The sequence below is a fragment of the Rhodococcus sp. T9N genome (genome assembly GCF_024436645.1).
Lineage (GTDB): Bacteria > Actinomycetota > Actinomycetes > Mycobacteriales > Mycobacteriaceae > Rhodococcus_F > Rhodococcus_F qingshengii.
Map to the genome: position 1 here is coordinate 131,078 of NZ_JAMSKS010000013.1, position 18,901 is coordinate 149,978.

The 18,901-nt window shown below is 64.6% G+C and carries 13 protein-coding genes; 4 read left to right on the forward strand and 9 right to left on the reverse strand.

Going from position 1 to position 18,901, the window contains the following annotated elements; all coding sequences use genetic code 11:
• Positions 1–272: 272 nt before the first annotated feature.
• Genes M1L53_RS21080 through dnaK form a run of 4 tightly spaced genes read right to left on the reverse strand, consistent with a single transcriptional unit; the run spans position 273 to position 4,321 of the window.
• Positions 273–683: a heat shock protein transcriptional repressor HspR gene (locus tag M1L53_RS21080; RefSeq protein ID WP_003944355.1), complete on the reverse strand. Its 411-nt coding sequence runs from the start codon at positions 681–683 to the stop codon at positions 273–275.
• The gene (dnaJ, locus tag M1L53_RS21085; protein ID WP_003944329.1) at positions 680–1,852 is read right to left on the reverse strand and encodes a molecular chaperone DnaJ; all 1,173 of its coding nucleotides are present in this window, start codon (positions 1,850–1,852) and stop codon (positions 680–682) included. The genes M1L53_RS21080 and dnaJ overlap by 4 nt, the downstream gene beginning before the upstream one ends.
• Positions 1,853–1,874: 22 nt before the next feature.
• Complete coding sequence (gene grpE, locus M1L53_RS21090) at positions 1,875–2,471, reverse strand: nucleotide exchange factor GrpE (protein WP_054187125.1); 597 nt, start codon at positions 2,469–2,471, stop codon at positions 1,875–1,877.
• The gene (dnaK, locus tag M1L53_RS21095) at positions 2,468–4,321 is read right to left on the reverse strand and encodes a molecular chaperone DnaK (RefSeq protein WP_003944365.1); all 1,854 of its coding nucleotides are present in this window, start codon (positions 4,319–4,321) and stop codon (positions 2,468–2,470) included. Before dnaK ends, grpE begins: the two co-directional genes overlap by 4 nt.
• Before the next feature lie 262 nt (positions 4,322–4,583).
• On the opposite strand from dnaK, the gene M1L53_RS21100 reads away from it, so the two are divergent.
• Positions 4,584–5,159, forward strand: coding sequence for a hypothetical protein (locus M1L53_RS21100; protein WP_039972689.1), 576 nt, complete (start codon positions 4,584–4,586; stop codon positions 5,157–5,159).
• Positions 5,156–6,160, forward strand: a complete 1,005-nt coding sequence (locus M1L53_RS21105; RefSeq protein ID WP_042452226.1) for a TIGR03617 family F420-dependent LLM class oxidoreductase — start codon at positions 5,156–5,158, stop codon at positions 6,158–6,160. Before M1L53_RS21100 ends, M1L53_RS21105 begins: the two co-directional genes overlap by 4 nt.
• A 19-nt stretch (positions 6,161–6,179) precedes the next feature.
• Here M1L53_RS21105 and M1L53_RS21110 read toward each other — a convergent pair whose 3' ends face one another.
• The 5 genes from M1L53_RS21110 to M1L53_RS21130 all read right to left on the reverse strand — a co-directional run bounded on the left by M1L53_RS21110 (position 6,180) and on the right by M1L53_RS21130 (position 14,306).
• Positions 6,180–6,824: an FMN-dependent NADH-azoreductase gene (locus tag M1L53_RS21110; protein WP_054187124.1), complete on the reverse strand. Its 645-nt coding sequence runs from the start codon at positions 6,822–6,824 to the stop codon at positions 6,180–6,182.
• A gap of 23 nt (positions 6,825–6,847) precedes the next feature.
• Positions 6,848–8,431: an MFS transporter gene (locus M1L53_RS21115; RefSeq protein ID WP_054187123.1), complete on the reverse strand. Its 1,584-nt coding sequence runs from the start codon at positions 8,429–8,431 to the stop codon at positions 6,848–6,850.
• Between the two features lie 104 nt (positions 8,432–8,535).
• Positions 8,536–10,020: a dynamin family protein gene (locus M1L53_RS21120; RefSeq protein WP_054187122.1), complete on the reverse strand. Its 1,485-nt coding sequence runs from the start codon at positions 10,018–10,020 to the stop codon at positions 8,536–8,538.
• Positions 10,017–11,885, reverse strand: coding sequence for a dynamin family protein (locus M1L53_RS21125; protein WP_007726689.1), 1,869 nt, complete (start codon positions 11,883–11,885; stop codon positions 10,017–10,019). The genes M1L53_RS21120 and M1L53_RS21125 overlap by 4 nt, the downstream gene beginning before the upstream one ends.
• Positions 11,886–12,008: 123 nt before the next feature.
• Complete coding sequence (locus M1L53_RS21130; protein ID WP_007726688.1) at positions 12,009–14,306, reverse strand: IniB N-terminal domain-containing protein; 2,298 nt, start codon at positions 14,304–14,306, stop codon at positions 12,009–12,011.
• Between the two features lie 335 nt (positions 14,307–14,641).
• Between M1L53_RS21130 and M1L53_RS21135 the strand changes: the two genes are divergently transcribed.
• Positions 14,642–16,363 (forward strand): Hsp70 family protein, encoded by a 1,722-nt coding sequence (locus M1L53_RS21135; protein WP_054187121.1) that lies wholly within the window; start codon positions 14,642–14,644, stop codon positions 16,361–16,363.
• Between the two features lie 14 nt (positions 16,364–16,377).
• Complete coding sequence (locus M1L53_RS21140) at positions 16,378–18,813, forward strand: LuxR C-terminal-related transcriptional regulator (protein WP_054187120.1); 2,436 nt, start codon at positions 16,378–16,380, stop codon at positions 18,811–18,813.
• Positions 18,814–18,901 lie beyond the last annotated feature (88 nt).

Genomic DNA, 18,901 nt, shown 5'->3' on the forward strand with positions numbered 1-18,901 from the left:
GATCGGCCGGTGGACGTGCCTGATTTCGAGCACCAGCCAACCAAGCACCCGCTTGATGATCTAGCAAGCAGTTGCTTGGGATGGAGCATAGAATGTGATCTGGATAACGTCAAACGCTGAAAAGTGGAGTCATGGAAGCGGACGCTATGCACATTGAGGCGGCGTCGACAGATCTCTTCCCGCTGGGTGGAAACGCCGAAACGGCTCCACGCCCTGGCGGATTCGACGAAATGAATCCGACAGGGCGTGGAGCCGTTTGTGTAAAGGTCCGACTATCTCTGGTTGCGGGGCTTCCAGACCACCAACGCGTTGTTGCGCGGAATCGGCACGAGATCCCGGCGATAGCCCGCATGGACTTTCGCGATCTCCTCGGCCAATTCGCGGACGCGATGCTGCAGAGCCTCGACCTGGTTGGTCAGTTCGATGATTCGTTTGATTCCGGCAAGGTTGACTCCCTCGTCCTGCGAAAGCCGTTGTACTTCACGAAGAAGCGCAACATCGCGCGGGGAGTAGCGTCGTCCGCCACCGGTGGTTCGATGCGGGGTGACCAACCCGAGTCGGTCGTAGTTACGCAAAGTCTGCGCGTGCATTCCGGCCAACTCGGCTGCCACCGAGATCACGAAGATCTGAGCGTCAGGATCGACCGTCGCATCCCATTGATTCTGCGGTCGCTCTGTCATCATGCACCGGCCCACCCGGCCCGTGGATCGAACCCGCTCGCCTTCTCGGCTTCGAGATAGGTTTTCAGCGCTTCGATCGCCGGGTCGTCCAACTTCTGCGGAACGGATACCTTGACCGTGACCAGAAGGTCACCGGCACCGTCCGGCCGCTTGGGGATACCGCGTCCGCGAACTCGCAGAATGCGTCCGTCCACCGTTCCAGCCGGAACCTTCACTCCGACACGGCCTTCCAAAGTCGGCACGGACAGTGTCGTTCCCAGCACCAGCTCGCCGTAGCTCACCGGAACCGTCAGTGTCAGGTCGTCGCCGTTGCGTCCGAAGACACTGTCCGGCTTGACGCGGATGTTGACGAACAGGTCGCCGGCCGGAGCGCCGCGGAGTCCCGCTTCGCCCTTGCCCTTGAGTCTGATCTTCTGACCGTCGCTCACACCGGCAGGCACGCGAACCGTGATGGTCCGTGTGCGATTGGTGACTCCGCTACCGTGGCAGTCTTCACACGGCGAGTCGATGATCGAGCCGGTTCCCCGGCAATCGTCACACGGCTCACTGAATCCGAAGGCGCCCTGGTTCCGGCTGACCACGCCGGTTCCGTTGCAATGTGGGCACACTCGCGGGCTGGTGCCTGGCTTTGCGCCGCTGCCGTGACACGTGGTGCACGACGTAGGGCTGGTCAGACGAAGAGGGACGGTGACACCGAGCGCTGCTTCACGAAAGGCGAGCGTCGTCTCGGTCTCGAGATCCTTGCCTCGACGCGGGCGGTTGGGCGCAGCTGTTCGCTGGCCCGCTCCCCCGCGGTTGAACAATCCGCCGAAGATGTCTCCGAGACCCGAGTCCTGCCCACCGGCCCCGCCGCCGAACAGGTCGTTGATGTCGAAACCACCAGCGCCGGGGTTGAATCCGCCGCCGCCCTGCGCGCGGGGGCCGAAGCCGCCGCTGGCAAAGAGGCGCCGAGCCTCGTCGTACTCCTTGCGCTTGTCCGGATCAGACAGAACGGCATGAGCTTCACTGACGGACTTGAAACGCTCTTCGGCCTTCGCATCGTCAGGGTTGGCGTCGGGATGAAGATCCCGAGCCAGCTTGCGATACGCCTTCTTGATTTCGTCGGCCGTCGCGGTGGACGAGACGCCCAGCTCCTTGTAGAAGTCCTTCTCGATCCACTCCCGTTGACTCACTGGGCGTCTCCTCCTCTCACTCTTACTTCGCTTCTTGTTCTGAACCGTCTGCAGGCTTGTCGCCTACCCGGTCCGTCACGGCCACCATTGCGGTCCGAAGGACCCGGTCGCCGAGCTTGTATCCCTTGCGCATGACCGTCCCGAGTACCGGGTCGTGGCCTTCGCCTTCATGGTGCACCGCTTCGTGGAGTGCGGGATCGAAATCGTCACCCTCGCTACCGAAGTCGGTCAAACCCAGACCCGTCAGAGTCGTGTTGAGTTTGTCTGCGAGTGCACGCAGTGGACCCGATTCGAGGTCACCGTGTGCCCGAGCGCGATCCAGGTCGTCGAGAATTCCGATGAGCTCGGTGATGACCGAAGCCCGCGCGGTTTCCTTGATGACCTGCTTGTCACGCTCGACGCGACGACGGTAGTTGGTGAACTCCGCCTGAAGTCGCTGCAGATCCGCAGTCCGTTCGGCGAGCTGATCGGTGGCGGATGCTTCCTCCACGATCGACTCTGCTTCCTGAACTACCCCTGTGTCTTCCGAGTCGAGCGGCGGCAGGGATTCCCCCGCCGCCTCTCCCTGTGCACCGGTCTCGGGGTCGACCGGGTTGTTCTCGGGGTTGTCCGAGGTCACTTCTTGTCCGAGTCGGTGGGCTCGTCGACAACCTCGGCGTCGACGACGTCGTCGTCATTGCCTGCGCCGTCGGTGTTTCCGGCCTCGTTTGCAGCGGAAGCCTCGTAGATGGCCTGGCCCAGAGCCTGCGACTCGGTGCCCAGCTTCTCCACTGCGGTCTTCACTGCAGCGATGTCGGTGCCTGCCAGGGCGTCGTTGACGTCCTTGACCGCTGCCTCGACCTTGGTCAGGATCTCCTCGGAGACCTTGCCCGCGTTCTCACCTTCACGCTGCTCCTTGACGAACTTCTCCGTCTGGTGGACCAGCGACTCGGCCTGGTTGCGAACCTCTGCCTCTTCGCGACGGGCCTTGTCTTCCTCGGCGTGAGCCTCGGCATCCTTGACCATGCGCTCGATCTCTTCCTTGGACAGACCGGAGCCGTCCTGGATCTTGATCGTGTTTTCCTTGCCGGTGCCCTTGTCCTTCGCCGTCACGTGCACGATGCCGTTGGCGTCGATGTCGAAGGTGACCTCGATCTGCGGAACGCCACGCGGGGCGGGCGGCAGATCGGTGAGCTCGAAGGAGCCGAGCAGCTTGTTGTGCGAAGCGATTTCGCGCTCACCCTGGAAGACCTGGATCTGCACCGAAGGCTGGTTGTCGTCAGCGGTGGTGAAGGTCTCGGAACGCTTCGTGGGGATCGTGGTGTTGCGCTCGATGAGCTTGGTCATCACACCACCCTTGGTTTCGATGCCGAGGGAAAGCGGCGTGACGTCGAGGAGCAGAACGTCCTTGACCTCACCCTTGAGCACACCGGCCTGGAGTGCGGCGCCGACGGCGACGACCTCGTCCGGGTTGACGCCCTTGTTGGGCTCACGGCCACCGGTCAGTTCACGAACCAGATCGGAGACGGCCGGCATACGGGTGGAGCCACCGACGAGCACGACATGGTCGATGTCCTTGACGGCGATTCCGCTGTCCTTGATCACTGCCTGGAACGGCGCACGAGTGCGATCGAGCAGGTCCGAGGTGATCTTCTGGAACTCGCTGCGGGTGAGCTGCTCGTCCAGGAAGAGCGGGTTCTTGTCCGCGTCGACCGTGATGTACGGGAGGTTGATGGAGGTGCTCTGCGAGCTGGAGAGCTCGATCTTCGCCTTCTCCGCAGCCTCACGCAGACGCTGCAGGGCCATCTTGTCCTTGGTCAGATCGATGCCGTTCTGAGCCTTGAACTTGTCGACCAGCCAAGCGACGACGCGCTCGTCCCAGTCGTCGCCACCGAGGTGGTTGTCACCGGAGGTTGCGCGAACCTCGACGACACCGTCGCCGATTTCGAGCAGGGAGACGTCGAAGGTGCCGCCACCGAGGTCGAAGACCAGAATGGTCTGCTCGGTGTCACCCTTGTCGAGTCCGTATGCCAGTGCAGCCGCGGTGGGCTCGTTGACGATACGAAGGACGTTGAGGCCGGCGATCTGGCCGGCTTCCTTGGTTGCCTGACGCTGTGCGTCCTCGAAGTACGCGGGGACGGTGATGACGGCGTCGGTGATGTCTTCGCCGAGGTAAGCCTCCGCGTCACGCTTGAGCTTCATGAGCGTGCGGGCGCTGATTTCCTGCGGCGTGTACTTCTTGCCGTCGATTTCCACGTTCCAGTCAGTGCCGATGTGGCGCTTGACGGAGCGGAGGGTGCGGTCGACGTTCGTAACTGCCTGGTTCTTCGCGGGCTGACCGACGAGAACCTCGCCGTTCTTGGCAAATGCGACCACCGAGGGGGTGGTACGTGAGCCTTCGGCGTTGGCGACCACTACGGGCTCGCCGCCCTCCAGCACTGCAACTACCGAGTTGGTCGTACCGAGATCGATACCGACTGCACGAGCCATAGTGTTCCTACCTTTCGTTCTGCGGTTCTCTGCCCGAGTGGTTGATCTCGAACATGACCGCGAGTTTTTCGCTTGGTGAGCGTCCTCCGCTCAAGTTTGCCTCCGACCGTGGCCGGGAGTCAACTTGAAGTTGAGCCGAGGGCGCTCAAGCTTGTCGAAATGGTCAACTACAGCCCACGTAGATTTGTTCCCGCCTTCCCCGAAAAGCCGGAAAAGTGCGCCACATCACTTCCGTATCTCTCCGAATGGCTACGATCGGCCGGTGACCGATCCCGACAATTCTCCCGCGCGACCTCCTCGCCCGTCACCTCCACGCCCGGCACCCGAGCGACCCGACGTCTCGGTTCGGCCGCTCCGACCTGCAGCGAGCGACGAGACACCCAAAGCCGTGACATTGTCTACCTCTGCCTGGATCGGCTCGTTCGTCGTCCTGGCCGGAATCGCCGGAGTGGTAGTCACCAGCCTCGACGACGTCCGGTCGGCTCTCGAAGAATCGACTGCGCGCGACAATCCCGGATACTCGTCCACCGACATCTCCGATGCCGTGACCGTCGTACTCGCGGGCAGCGGCGGCGGCGCTCTCGTCCTGGTCCTGCTCGCACTCATGAGCCTTCAACTCCTCCGCGCACGCAAGAACGCCGGGCGGGTGATGACGGCGATCGTGGGAGTCGTGAGCATCGCGGCCGGACTCGGCTTCATGTCTCTGGTCGACGGCGCAGCAGACATCGGCGCCGGAGTTCTGAGATGGGGCCCGATTCTCTACTGCGCCCTGGTCGCGGTGGCGGCGATCGCTCCGTTCGCTCCCGGTGTCAGCACCTGGCTGCGGGGACGCCGATGAAGGTTCACGTACAACTGGACTCCGCGCCGGGCGCGGGCGCTGCTCGTAGCCGTGAACTCGCGGAGACCGGCGCCGGTGGCCTGTTCACGTTCGAGGGACCACACGACGTGTTCTTCCCGCTCGTCGAAGCAGCATCGGCCGTCGACCTCGACCTGATGACCAACGTCGCCATCGCATTCCCCCGCAGTCCCATGCATCTGGCGCATTCGGCCAACGACCTGCAGTTGCTCAGTCGCGGCCACTTTCGACTGGGTCTCGGATCGCAGATCAAACCGCACATCGAAAAACGCTACAGCGCAACGTGGTCGCGTCCGGCGGCCCGCATGAAGGAGACGGTCGCAGCGGTCAAGGCGATCTTCACTGCGTGGGAGAACACCTCGACGCTGAACTTCCGCGGCGAGTTCTTCACCCACACGTTGATGCCTCCGACGTTCGATCCCGGCCCCAACCCCTATGGGCCGCCGCCCATCCTGATGGGTGCGCTCGGACCGGTGATGACCAGGACGGCTGCCGAGGTGGCCGACGGACTACTGGTCATGCCGTTCCACACGCAACGTCATTTCCTCGAACGAACACTTCCGGCCGTCGATGCCGGTCTTCGCGAATCCGGCCGCACCCGAGACGAATTCACGATCATCCCGCAAGTCATCGTCGGCGTCGGCCGCGGCGACGATCAACTTGCCGCGGCCGCCAGAGGCGTCCGAGCCCTGCTCTCGTTCTACGGTTCGACGCCCGCATACCGTCCGGTGCTCGACGTCGAAGGGTGGGGCGAGGTCCAACCGGAACTCAATGCCCTGTCGAAGCGAGGTGGCTACACCGAGATGGCGTCGCTGATCACCGATCCGATGCTGACCACACTCGCCGTCGTCGGCACTCCCGAAGAGTGCGCCACCGAGATTCGGCGGCGGTTCGGCGAACATGCCGACGAAGTGTGCTGCTATTTCCCCGGTTACGACGTAGAACCGTCAGACGTGGCGTCGATGATCTCGTCTCTCACCTGAACCCGGTCGAACTTCTTGATCAGGCCCCCAAGGTACGGGCCAGCTCGGTCAACGACTCCCGGGCAGCACGCAGGCTCGCGTCACCCTGCTCGATCAGAGGTGCCATCGCCGGAATACGTTGCGCCAAAGTCAGTTCCGCGGTGATGACGGAGACATCCATTCCCATCGACACCCCGAGCACCTGAACGAGTGGCGGGACGGTGTGATCGTTGGCCTCGTTTCCCGAGCCCGGCGCATAGGTGTTTCCGCGGCTGGAGACGATCACCACCGGCTTAGCTGCCAGAGGCTGAGTACGCGTGTCGAAAGGCACCGTAGTCCCCAGGACGTGTACGTAGTCGATCCACGCCTTCAACGTGGACGGGATCGACCAGTTGTACATCGGCGCACCGATCACGACGACGTCTGCAGCGGTAAGTTGCTCGATGACCCGAGCCTGGAGTGCTTCCGCTGCGGGATCCGGAATCTCGCCCTCGACTCGCAAGCGTGGTGCATAGTGCAGGGCCGCGTCCGCGAGGTGCGGCAAGGGATCCCGGTGCAGGTCCAACGTCACCGTCGTGTGATCCGGGCTGTTCTTCGACCACTGCTGAGCGAACAGTGCGGTCAGATCACGTGAGGTCGAGTGGTGGAGTTCGGCGGACGAATCGATGAGAAGTAGCTGTGGCATCCCTCATCACTACCAGAGCGCGCTCAACTCTTCTCCGCGGCTAGATCGGATTCCGCCGCGTACTGCGCCAGCAGGACTCGTTCGCGCTCGCGACGCGGATAGAAGAACGTCACCACCGCGGCACCGGCACACACGATGATGATCGCCGCGATGTAGGCGTTTGTATCCCCGTCCAGGAAGGCGTTTTTGGCGGCGGTCATGATTTGCTCCGCGTATTGCGGGTAGCGTTCCGCCAGAACTTCGGCGCTGGAGAAGGATTTGGTGAGCGCGGCCTGAGTTTCGGGAGTCACTTCGGATGCGTTCGGCGAGGACGAGATCGCATTTCCCAACGATTTTGCGTACCCGGCCGTGAGTATTCCGCCGAGAATCGACTGCATGATGGCGCCGCCCAGGTCGCGTTGCAGGTCCGAGGTTCCCGACGCCATACCAGCGCGGTGCACGGGAACGGATCCGGTCAGCGAACGCGATGCCGGTGTGCCGGCCAGACCGACGCCGATGCCGACAAGCGCATAGGCCAACGCGACCTGCCAATACTGTGTGCTTTCGTTCCACAGGAACAGCGCGACGAACAACCCGAGAACCACGAACAGGTAGCCGGCGAGCAGCGTGACGCGGGCGCCGTACCTTTCGATCATGGTCGCCGAGCGCGGCGCAACGATCACCATCGCCAGCGCAGCCGGAATGATCGCCGCACCGGCTGCCAGCGTCGAGTACCCGAGGACGTTCTGCAGGAACTGCTGGCCGATGAACATCGCGCCCATGAGCGAACCGAACACGACCAACCCACCCACCGCCGCGACCCAGAAGGTCGGGCGCGCAGCTACGTGAAGATCGAACAGCGGATTGACCGCGCGTCGCTGTTGCAGGAAGAACCCGATACCCGCGACAACTGCTATCGCCCCGAGCACCAGAGCCAACGTGCCCGAACCCTTCACCGGCGCAAAGTTGATGGACAATACCAGCGCCCCGATGAAGACGATCGACACTATGCCGCCGAGGTGATCGACTCGCTCGGTCGTCTCGTTGACGTGAGCGGGAACCAACACCAGGGAACAGATCAGTGCCACAAGGGCCAAGGGAAGGGTGACGAAGAAGACCGAACCCCAGTGAAACTGCTCGAGCAGCGCCCCCGAGACGATCGGACCGAGTGCTGAAATCGCGCCACCGATTGCCGACCACATGGCAATCGCCTTGGTTCGTGCCGGTCCGGCCCACAACGCCGTGATGATTGCCAGCGTGGTCGGGAACGCCAGACCTGCCGAGACGCCTCCGACTATCCGAGCGAGGAACAGCACTTCGAAGTTCCCGGCGAATCCCGCCACGATCGACGCCGGAATGGACAGCGCCATGCCGGTGACCAGCAACATCTTGCGGCCGTATCGGTCTCCCAAGGCCCCCAGGTAGAGCACCGTTCCGGCCAGGCCCAGCGAGTAGCCGACCGCGATCAGGTTCAGTTGCGTCTGACTGGCGTCGAAAGCCCGCCCGATATCGGGCAAAGCGACATTCGCGACCGAGAGATTGAGGTTCGCGACCGCAGCGACCAGGATGAGCGTCCCCAGGACGAGGGTGGCTCGATCCGGTGAAGCGGACTTGATGTCACTCGCCATGCGCGTGCTCCCATCGAGGTGGGACCCGAACCTGGGAGTTATGTCCGGATCATCCCGAACTCAAGATAGAACCCTCGTCCGGCGCTCGCATAGTGAACGGGTCCCTATTCGGGCACAATTTCAGCCAGGACGCCCTCGGCGCTGCGGGCGGCGACCAGGCAGGCGCGCGAGGTGAACCTGTCGAAGAGCGGATGTCTGGACAACTCGCGCCATCTGCGGACAGCCGCCGTGGCCCGCGCACGCTGCACCTCCGGCGATTCTTCCGGTTCGCAGCCCAACCGGTCACTTGCCCGGATTCCGTAGCCGCCGATCAGTCTTTGCAGTTGTGCCAGGTCGTCGGGTGGCAGATCCGTGTGTACCGAACGAAGACGCCCGAGCAGGCGAAGTTCGTGAAAGCCGTGAACATCGGCAAGCAACCGTTGCGCCTCCGCCGCGATCTGATCGCCTTCCTCGCTCGGATCGGCTTCGAGGATTCTTCCCAGCGTCACCAGCGCCGTGTGCGATTTGAGCTGATCTGCCCGCTGCCCGAATTGAACGTCGATCACCTGACGCAGTTCGTCCAGGCCGCTGCGCTCCAACAATTCGGCCGCCAGGGACGGTGAATCAGTGGCCCCCAACTTGATCGACGTCACGGCGAGGCGAATTCCGAAGAGCCCGAACCGATCGGCCAATTGCGCCCGCATGGCCGCATCGACCGGCAGCGGACTGTCCTGCCTGGCAAAGCGATCCGCGGAGAGGAGCGCAAGGCTCAGATCCTCGGCCGGAACCTGCGCGAGCGCCGAGAAGGCCGCGAACTCGCTCTGCCTCATCGTCCGAGCAGCGAGCGCGAGCAGACCTGCCACCGGAACCACCGACTGGCACAGGCCGGTTCGCTCCAACTCCTCGGCAAATCGCGCCGCGACGTCCTTCGCCGAAGACAACGCGTCGAGCCTGCCTGCGCCGACCTCATCGGCACGCGAGAGAACTCCGATCACTCCGAGTGGCCCGGATTCTCCGCCCACGTGATCCGCGATCTTCCCGAGGAACTGCATGTCACTGGCGTTGAGAGCCCGCAGGAGGTAGACCACTGCATCCGCGCCCGGTGCCTCACCGTCGGGAACGAGCATGTCCCAGGTGCGGGCCGAGACCTCGGTCGAGAGCGACGAGGTGCCCGGTGTGTCGATGATCGTCGTACGAGCCAATGCCGAAGACGGCCAGTCGACGTCGATGCGGTCCACCGAGTCTGCGGTGTACTCGCCCAGATCGAACGTGAGCCTGCCGTCGCGGCGCGTCACCGGCACGTTGAACTTGGCACCGTTCTCGGCCGTCGCGGTCACCTGCGGCGTCGTCCCGTTCCGATACCAGGTGACGACGCGTGTGCATTCCGTCGCGTCGGTAGGCGCTATATCCTGTCCGACAAGCGAATTGAGCAGCGTCGACTTACCCGCTTTGAGGGAGCCGGCGAGCGCCACCCGGAGTGGCTCGTCGAGCCTGGCCGCACATTCTTCCAACTGGGCGCGCGTCTGCGGCTGATCGGCGTAGGCACGTCTGGCGTGGTCGATCAGGGCGTGTGCCGACTCCACTGCGGTCACGGTGGTCGTGGCATTCATGCGTTGGTCACCTTTGCCGAGGCAGGAGCGGGAGTTTCGCCGATCAGCGTTCCGGCAACGGCGTCGAGCTCCGCGACGACGCGCATGTCGGTCTCCAGACGCTTGATCCGAGCGGCATGTTCACTCGACTCCAACTGCGCGGCTTCCTGAGTGGCGCGGAGGGATTCGTTGATCGAGCGCAGCGCCTGCTCGGCGATGTCGGTGAAGTGATCACGCAACAGCCGCTGCACCAGGCGTAGGCGATCCTTCGACTCCTTGCCCACCTGGAAGCTGACGTCGTCGGCAAACCGTCGGATGGCCGCTTTCGCCTCAGCGCGACGCTTGAGCACCTGAGCCTGCTTGTCTTCACGATAAGCCTTGGTGCCCAGCAGAACCCCGGCGCCGATGGAGATCGGGTTGACCAGAGCCATGCCCATCATCGTGGTGATCAAGCCGAACATGAGCACGCCGCCGTACGAGCCGCGCATGCCGACCAGGACTTTCTGAGTGATGCCGATTCGGCCGGATTCGAGGTCCGCCAATGCACCGACCGGTTCCAGGAAACCGTCGGTGTCGGCGACGTCGAGATGCGGGAGCGCGACGTCACCGGTCTCCGCAAAGTGCTGCGCCACAACTTCTGCCAGCCACTGTGCGCGATCATGCGCCCACACGAAGTTGTCACCGATCGCGGTGGCGATCTCCTGTTCGAGCCACTCCCCCACGACGTCCCAGTCCTTACCGGGATCGCCTTCGTCGACCGTCTCCTCGGCCTGGCGGGTCACCCGGCGCAACCGGTCCCGGAGGTCGTGATCGATGTCGGCGGCGAGGTCTGCGATGCCGTCACCGAGGCTCTGCTGCCACAGTGAGGTCTTCTTGTGCAGTTCCTCGGCCGCTGCCCGGGCACGCTGCAGTCCCGCGACCGCTGCCTGAGCGGTCGACGGATCCTTCAGCGCCGCAAGCTCACTGCCCATCTCCAACGTCAGATGCGCTGCCGCAGAACGCACATCCATCGCAACTGCGCGTCGAGTATTCGATTCGGCACGCGCAACGACGTTGTCCCGCAAGAACTGATAGAGGTCCAGAAATCCGGATTCCGCTTCGAGTTCCTTGTCCCCCAGCCTCAGCGCGTGCGAGCGCAGTACCGAGGAGATCGGAATGAGCGGCAGATCCAACCCGGCACGCTGGAGATGTCCGCGATCGGCGTCGAGGATCTGCCGCCAGTGCGGGTACAGATCGGTCTTGCTGATCAGCCCGGCTACCGCAGGACACAGATTGACGACCTGGCGGATGAATCCCAGCTCCGGTTCGGTGAACTCCTGGCTGGAGTCCGACAGAACCAACACTGCATCGGCCGCAGTGATCAATCCCAATGTTCCTGCAGCATGAGGATTTCCATGACCGCCGACACCAGGGGTGTCGATCAGAACCAAACCGTCGGCCAACAGCGGACTGGGAACACCCACTTCCACACGCAGAACCTCACGCCCTTCGGCGCGAGGCGTGGCCGGGGTGATCCCCATCAGTTCCTCGAGCGGGAGGGGCACCCGAATGGGCGCCGCACCCGGATCGGCGAGAATCAGTTCGGCGACCGCGGTCTCCGCGTACTGAACTACCGTCGCCACGGCCGTGGTCTCGTCGTCACCGACCGAGCACACGTCGATGCCTAGCAGAGAATTGACGAACTGGCTCTTGCCCTGCTTGAGGGGTCCGACCACCACGATGCGAATACGCGGGTCGTTGACTCTCACCTGAGCGTTCTCGAGTCGGCGCACCAGATCCGTGCGCCCGAAATCCTTCGCCACGACGGCTGTTCGTTCGAGCAACGACGCCGTCGACGACGCGACGCGCGCCTTCCGGCTGCTTACCTGACTCGCTGAATCACTCATGAGCTACGTTGACCCGCAATTCTTCCCGACTCGAATATCCGGCCCTGCGAACGCATAGCGCACGCAGGGCCGGATTTGTTACATCAGGTCATTTTGACCGATTTCAGTTCCTGCGTCAGCAGATCAGGGATGCAGGTGATCGACAACCGCAACCGGGTCGATGTGATCGACCGGCGCTGCAACCGAATCCTCGGCGAAGAGCGAGTGTTCGGTATCGGCGCTCAGACCCGAAGTGGAACCCGAACCGAAAGCATCGGTCGCATCGATCGACGACCACGGGTTCAGCGCACCGGTCAACGAACTCGTCAGGTCGGACACTCCGCTCACTGCTCCACCGAGGGATCCGCCCAGGTCAGCGACTCCACCGCCGCCAACGGTACCGCCGCCGTCGACTGTGCCACCGGCAGCTGCGGCTGCGTCGGCTCCGATCGAACCGGTCACGTCGGTGACTGCTCCGACAGCCCCGCCGAGCGATCCACCGAGATCGGTGACGCCGTTCAGTGCGCCGCCGAGCGACCCACCCAAACCAGCCGCAGCGTTCGTGGCCGCGTCGAGACCTGCTGTTGCGTCGAGACCTGCTGTTGCGTCCAGCGCGCCGCCCACAGTTGCTCCGAGGTCGCCGGTCACACCGCCGAGGTTCAGTCCTTCTGCCGCGATGCTTCCGAGGTCGACGGAAGGCAGTTCAGCGGAGATCGGGCCGAGGTTCACAGCGCCGAGGTCGACGGAGGGCAAGTCGGCACCGATCGAACCGGTGTCGATTCCGCCGAGGTTCAGTGCCGTGTCCAGCGCTCCACCGAGTGCACCTTCGGCACCGAGAACGCTGTCGAGAGAGCCCCCCAGCCCGAGGCCCGCGCCCAGCGCACCGTCCAGCGCGCCGGTCAGGTCCGTGCCCACGGAACCGACAGCACCCAAGCCGCCTGCACCTGCGAGGGCGGTGTCGAGAGCCGCAGCGACACCGGCTGCCAAGCCTGCTTCACCGCCCAGACCGAGTGCACCACCGAGGTCGATTCCGGTAAGTCCGCCTGCGCCCAGCGCTGCGTCGAGAGCGCCGCCGAGACCGCCCGCGAGCCCGGCATCGACGCCGAGTGCCGAACCGAGAACACCCTCGAGGGCCGTCGACAGATTCGCGCCTCCGGCCAGAGCTGCCGCGAGGTCTGCGCCGAGACCGCCTTCGAGGTCGAGTGCTCCCCCGAGCAGTCCACCGAGTGCGCCACCCAGGTCGGCTCCGACCGTTCCCCCGGCACCGAGGGCGCCGGAGAGTGCCGCGCTGAGCTGCGCGCCGAGGTCTGCTCCGCCGCCGAGTACGGCGTCGAGGTCGAGTCCGCCGCCGAGACCCAGTGCTGCGTCGAGTGCGCCGCCCAATGCAGTTTCCAGACCGCCGCCGACGCCGAGTGCTCCGCCGAGGGCGCCACTCAGGGCAGCACCGAGATCGAGGCCGCCCGCGATATCGGTGAGAACGCTGACATCCGTGATCGCGCCGAGGACGCCGCCGAGCGATGCACCCAGATCGGCGCCGATCGTGCCGCCGGCTCCCAGGACGCCCGAGAGCGCGCCGGACAATGCCGTGCTGAGGTCGCCTGTCAGAGCGCCGGCAAGATCCAGGCCGCCGCCGAGTGCAAGAGCGGATTCCAGTGCGCCGGTCAGGCTCGTGCCCAGTTCGCCGCCGATGTCAAGGAGACCGCTGAGGTCTGCTGCGCCGCCGAGGAGTCCACCGAGAGCCAGGCCGAGATCGGCTCCGAGGTCACCACCGATGGCGAATACGGGTGCGAGAGCTCCGCTGAGCCCTGCCGTCAGGTCGAGTCCGCCGACTGCGCCGATCGCGGCGTCGAGGGCTGCTCCCAGCTCCGCAGTCAGGCCGCCGGTCACACCGAGGGCGCCGCCCAGAGCCGCGCTGAGCTGTGCGCCCAGATCGAGAGCTCCTTCGAGATCGAGTGCGCCGCCCAAACCGAGACCGGCTTCGATCACAGCGCCGAAGGCTGCGCCGAGTTCGGCACTGATCTCGCCACCGATGGCAAGCGCAGCGCTGAGGGCTGCTGCGAAGTCGCCGACCAGGTCGAACTGGCCGCCGAGGGCGCCTCCGACTCCGATTCCTGCACCGGCGCCGAGACCCAGGCTGCCGCCGAGGCCACCACCGAGACCACCGGTGAGTCCACCACCGAGACCACCGCCGAGTCCGAGACCGCCGCCGATTGCACCGGCAGCGGACGCACCGGCGTTGACGATCGCGGACAGGTCGGCGCCACCACCGGCAAAGAGTCCGGACTCGGCGACCAGCGGAGCGACCGCGACGATGTCGGCGGGGCTGACGTCGCACAGACCGGCAGCATCGAGTGCCGCGGTCGGGTTGGCGCAGTAGTTGGCAGCTGCCTCGTCGTCACGAAGTAGCCCGAGGATGAATTCGAGTACGGCGTTCGTTGCCATGGCGGGTTCTCCTGAAGTTCGTTGACCGGGTTGTTGCCGGTGGGTAGTTGCCGGTGGTCCGGAAACTGGTGCGCTGCCAGAGGTAGCGAGTGGAATCAACGCTAAGAACTTTTGCGACTGGGGCCAACGGGGAGCACCCCCCTCTTCTCCAGGGACAGGTGGGGAAGCCCCCCATTGGGCTACGCCCGGTCGGAATAGGGGATTTGCCCCGATTAGGGGATCGGTCCCCTACTTCGTCGCGACGCCTCCGATCCGGTAACGATCTAGGTCCTGAAACCGACATCGCAGACAACCGCGACAGTCCTTCTGTCGCCCACGACCAGGGGAGTTCGTTCATGGCGGCAGGGCTCGGCATCAGCATCGGTTCGGCCACTCTCGTAGCTGTCACCGACGGCTCGACCGGTGAAACGCAACAGGTCCGCTTACCCAGTGCGCTGCAATTGGACGACGGATCCGTCATCACCGGATTTGTCGAGCGCGTCGGAGACCCGATTCCGATACTTGCCGCCGACGGTACCGAGTACCGCGGCGAGGCTCTCGCGGCGACAGCGGTCGGCGCACTGGTAGACCAGGCAGGCGGTAACGAAGGGCCAACTGTCGTCCTGGCTCACCCGGTGGGGTGGAACCGCCACACGGCACGCACCATGGAGTCCGCTCTGGACGACGTCGGAATTCACGGGGCGACTCTCGTCGCCGAACCCGCAGCCGTCATGGCGTGGCTCGCCGCTTCCGGAACTGTCGTCAGCGACGGTCTGACCGTCGTCTACGACCTCGGTGCTCGCTCGCTCGACGTCACGATGATGTCCACGACCGACGGACGAAGCGAGATCTTCGGTAAGCCGCTGCGCAGCGAGGACATCGGCGGCGACGAATTCGATCACCTCGTCACCGTTCACCTGCTCGATGCGGTTTCCGACCAGTTCGCAACCCTTGATCCCTTTGCACCCGAGACGATTGCAGCGCTGGAAACTCTGCGCGAGCATGCCCGCGCAGCCAAGGAGGAACTTTCCACCGAGACGGAAACCGTTGCCCGCGTGGCGCTTCCCGGTGCCGTCAGCGACGTTCGACTCGTTCGTTCCGAACTCGAAGATCTGATCCGGCCCGCCCTCACCGAATCGGTGGCATTGGTTCGCGAAAGCCTGCGATCTGCCGGCGTCGAGTCCAGTGACGTCAATCAGGTTGTCCTGGCCGGCGGAAGCTCGTCCATTCCCCTTGTCGCCGAACTACTGTCCGCGGAGCTTCGTGTCCCGGTGATCGCCGACGCCGATCCAGCGTCGTGCGCGGCGTCCGGCGCCGCGGCCCTCGCACTCGACGCCAGAGACTCGCAAGTACCGGCCGCCGCCACTGCAGTGATTCCCGCCGAGCCGTCTCGCAAGCCCGCACCAGTTCCCGCCTTCTCCACTCCGTTGCTTGCCGAGCCGACCGAAGAAGAGAACACGGCGACTCGACGCTCGTCGAGGGTCGGCGTCGTTGCTGCAGTGGTGGGAGCATTCATCGTGCTCGCCGCAGGCGGGCTCGGAATCGGAACTGCCATGGACAAGATCAACGTTCCGTCCAGTTCGGCGAACACCACCAGCGAGTCCACCTCCTCGACCGCTTCGACCACCGCGGGCTCTACTCCCGGCAGCACCACGGCAGCGGAAGCGGCAGGCACCGGATCCACGACTGCGAACAACGGCACTCAAAGCAATCAGCCCGGTTCTCCTGCTGCCGCAGGCGGCTCGACGACGGCGCCGGGGGCAGTTCCGGTTGCCGGCGCACCGGCGGGATCCTCGCCCGCACCGGGCGAGACCGCTCCGTCGGCGCCTGCACCTGCCGCACCCGGCGCCCCGGCGCCCGCACCTGCTCCCGCCCCGGCACCAGCACCCGCGCCTGGAGCCGGCGTCGGGACCGGTGTCGGTGACGCTGCGACCGGCATCGGAAACGGAGTCGGCGGTCTGGTCGACGGTGTCGGCAACGGAGTCGGCGGCGTGGTCGGAGGTCTCGGTAACGTCGTCGGTGGTGTCGGAAACGTGGTCGGTGGTGTCGTCGGCGGCGTCACCGCACCGATCCGCTGACCGGCGGTCTTTCGATGAACCGTGACAACGGCACCGAATCGTCGTTCATCGCAGGACTTTTGCGCGACGTCGACCTGACTGCATCGCCACTGCGCCTATTCGTCACCGGGACCGATGCCAGCGCTCGGCTCCAAGTGACGAGGGTTGTACGGAAGCGAATCGAATCGGGTGACAAGCCCGTGGTCACCGCAGTCACGCATGACGTCCCCGCCGACGCGATTGTGGTGATCGCGGACGCGCAAGCTCTGACCTCCGATGAAATCCGTGCCCTGAAAGAGCTTGTCCAACGTGACGACCTCGGAGTTGTCGTAGCCTCCGATCGGATCGATCCACCACTCGCACCGATCTACTCGAACATCTCGAGTTTCGGCACCGTGTTGCATCTGAACCCGTTGAACCGAAACGATATTCGGAAGATCGCGGCCGAGCGAAGAGTCCCGCTCGACGACCGCGCCGTGGTGGCGCTCGAGCATCTGTCCGGTGGTTCCTTCGGGGCGATCGAAGCGTACTTCGCCGCCGCCTCGGCAGGCCGCCTGGAAATGCCGAACGCCATACGCACACACATCCTCCACCAGGTCACCGCTCTGCATCCGATCGAGCGCGAGATCCTCGAAGTTTCACTCGCCGTCCCGGACATCGACGCCTTCGAGCTCGATCTGGGACAGGAGAAGTTCAGCCTCACAGCTGCATTCGACCGGGCACTGGCGACCGGACTGTTCGGTTCGCGATCACCACTCGTCGCGAGCGTGCTCGCCGAGTCGACGAGCACCGGGCGTATCCGCAGCGAGCTGATCAGAATCGTCGCATCACGCGCACACACGAGAACCCTCGATATCGACACAGCACGAAGACTTTTCGACTCCGGAATCCGCCACCGCGATCTCACGGGTGTACTACGAGACGCCGTCGAGGCGAGCACGCCGGCGGTCGCGGCAGATCTCTTTCGCCGCGTGAATTCGATCGAGCCTCTCGGCGTGGCCGACACGCTGCTGTACGCCCAGGTCTCGGCTCGCAGTGGTGACCTCGACACTGCCTGCCGTCTGTCCGATGCCGTCATCGCCGCACCCGATCTCGACGACGCGAGATTGGCTGCGGCGGTGCGAATCCGCGCAGCTTCGTCCGCAGCATGCGGCCAACTCGGCGCCGCTGCAGATCTCTACACCTGGCTGGGGCCAGGGCGCACCGGAAACGAATCCCCCTTCGCCGCAATCACTTTCCTCGGCATCGGCAAGGTCGATGACGCGAACGCGGCGCTCACCGGACACACCGGATCACCGTCGAGCTCGACGGTCGGCGCTACCACACTGGCCAACGGACTGATGCAATCGGTCACCGGGAGCGCACCGAGTGCGCTCAACACGATGTCGCGCGCACTCTCGCTCCCCGGCGGAGCCGACACATCTGAATTCCAGCCTGATTCCGCCCCGGCGCTGGTAGCTCTCGCACTCCTGCACAACGGCGCCCATGAACGGGCCGCCGCTGTCGTCACGTCCGCGATCGCCGCCGACGACGCAAGCAGCCACACGTGGGCGCGACTTCACCTTCTCGGCGCCTGGATCGCGATGGTCCGCGGGCAGGACACGATTCTCGAAGACCTACCGCAGGAGGTAGTCCGCGGCCCCCTCCGTGAGCGTGACGCACTGTTTCTGCATGCTCTGATCGTGGGTCTCGCTCGGCGTTCCGGCGATCTCGCCCAGCTGCGTCGAGCTTGGTCGGGCGCGGCAGGCACCCTCTCGTCCTGCAGCGTTGATCTGTTCAATCTGCTTCCCATCGGCGAACTGTGGCTTGCGGCAGTACGGCTCGAGGAGACCGAGCAGGTCGAGCATCTCGTCGACGACGCGCGCTCACTCCTCCGCGCGCTCGGCGAGCCGCCGCTGTGGTCGTCGCCGCTGCATTGGTACGGCGTCCAGGCGTCGATCCTCTCGCAGTCGCCGGCCGATCTCCTCCCACACGCCCATACACTCGCCGAATCAGCCAAAACTCACACTTACGCAGCCGGTTTGGCGATCGCCGGACGCCAGTGGCTCCTACTGATGCAAGGCAACGTCGACGCAGACGGTGTCGAAGCCGCCGCACGAACGCTCAGTCGGATCGGACTCCCGTGGGACGCCGCTCGCCTCGCCGGCGAAGCAGCGCTGCGCACCCCGGACACCAAATCGGCCACGGCACTGCTCCACGTTGCGCGCTCGCTACGCACAACGTCGACGGCCGAGACAAGTGCAACCGATACCGCCACAAGTGCGGCGCCACCGTCGGTGTTGACCGAGCGCGAACAAGAAGTTGCCGAACTCGTCGTCGTCGGACTGACGTATCGGGAAATCGGCGAACGCCTCTACATCTCCGCTAAAACCGTCGAGCACCATGTCGCACGGATCAAGCGGCGCGTCGGGGCGCAGTCTCGTTCGGAACTGCTCACCATCCTTCGCAGCATGACACCGCCGAACAAGTAGTTAGCTGCATATTGTCCAGAGGGTTGCGTATATCCGTTTAAGTGATAGTTTTCACAGGAATCAGGACATGCCTGCCGAGCAAAGTTCG

Coding starts and splice junctions, on each gene's coding strand:
- M1L53_RS21080 (WP_003944355.1), bottom strand. CDS start 683: ATGATGACAGAGCGACCGCAGAATCAATGGGATGCGACGGTCGATCCT.
- dnaK (WP_003944365.1), bottom strand. CDS start 4,321: ATGGCTCGTGCAGTCGGTATCGATCTCGGTACGACCAACTCGGTAGTT.
- M1L53_RS21105 (WP_042452226.1), top strand. CDS start 5,156: ATGAAGGTTCACGTACAACTGGACTCCGCGCCGGGCGCGGGCGCTGCT.
- M1L53_RS21110 (WP_054187124.1), bottom strand. CDS start 6,824: ATGCCACAGCTACTTCTCATCGATTCGTCCGCCGAACTCCACCACTCG.
- M1L53_RS21115 (WP_054187123.1), bottom strand. CDS start 8,431: ATGGCGAGTGACATCAAGTCCGCTTCACCGGATCGAGCCACCCTCGTC.
- M1L53_RS21120 (WP_054187122.1), bottom strand. CDS start 10,020: ATGAATGCCACGACCACCGTGACCGCAGTGGAGTCGGCACACGCCCTG.
- M1L53_RS21125 (WP_007726689.1), bottom strand. CDS start 11,885: ATGAGTGATTCAGCGAGTCAGGTAAGCAGCCGGAAGGCGCGCGTCGCG.
- M1L53_RS21130 (WP_007726688.1), bottom strand. CDS start 14,306: ATGGCAACGAACGCCGTACTCGAATTCATCCTCGGGCTACTTCGTGAC.
- M1L53_RS21135 (WP_054187121.1), top strand. CDS start 14,642: ATGGCGGCAGGGCTCGGCATCAGCATCGGTTCGGCCACTCTCGTAGCT.
- M1L53_RS21140 (WP_054187120.1), top strand. CDS start 16,378: ATGAACCGTGACAACGGCACCGAATCGTCGTTCATCGCAGGACTTTTG.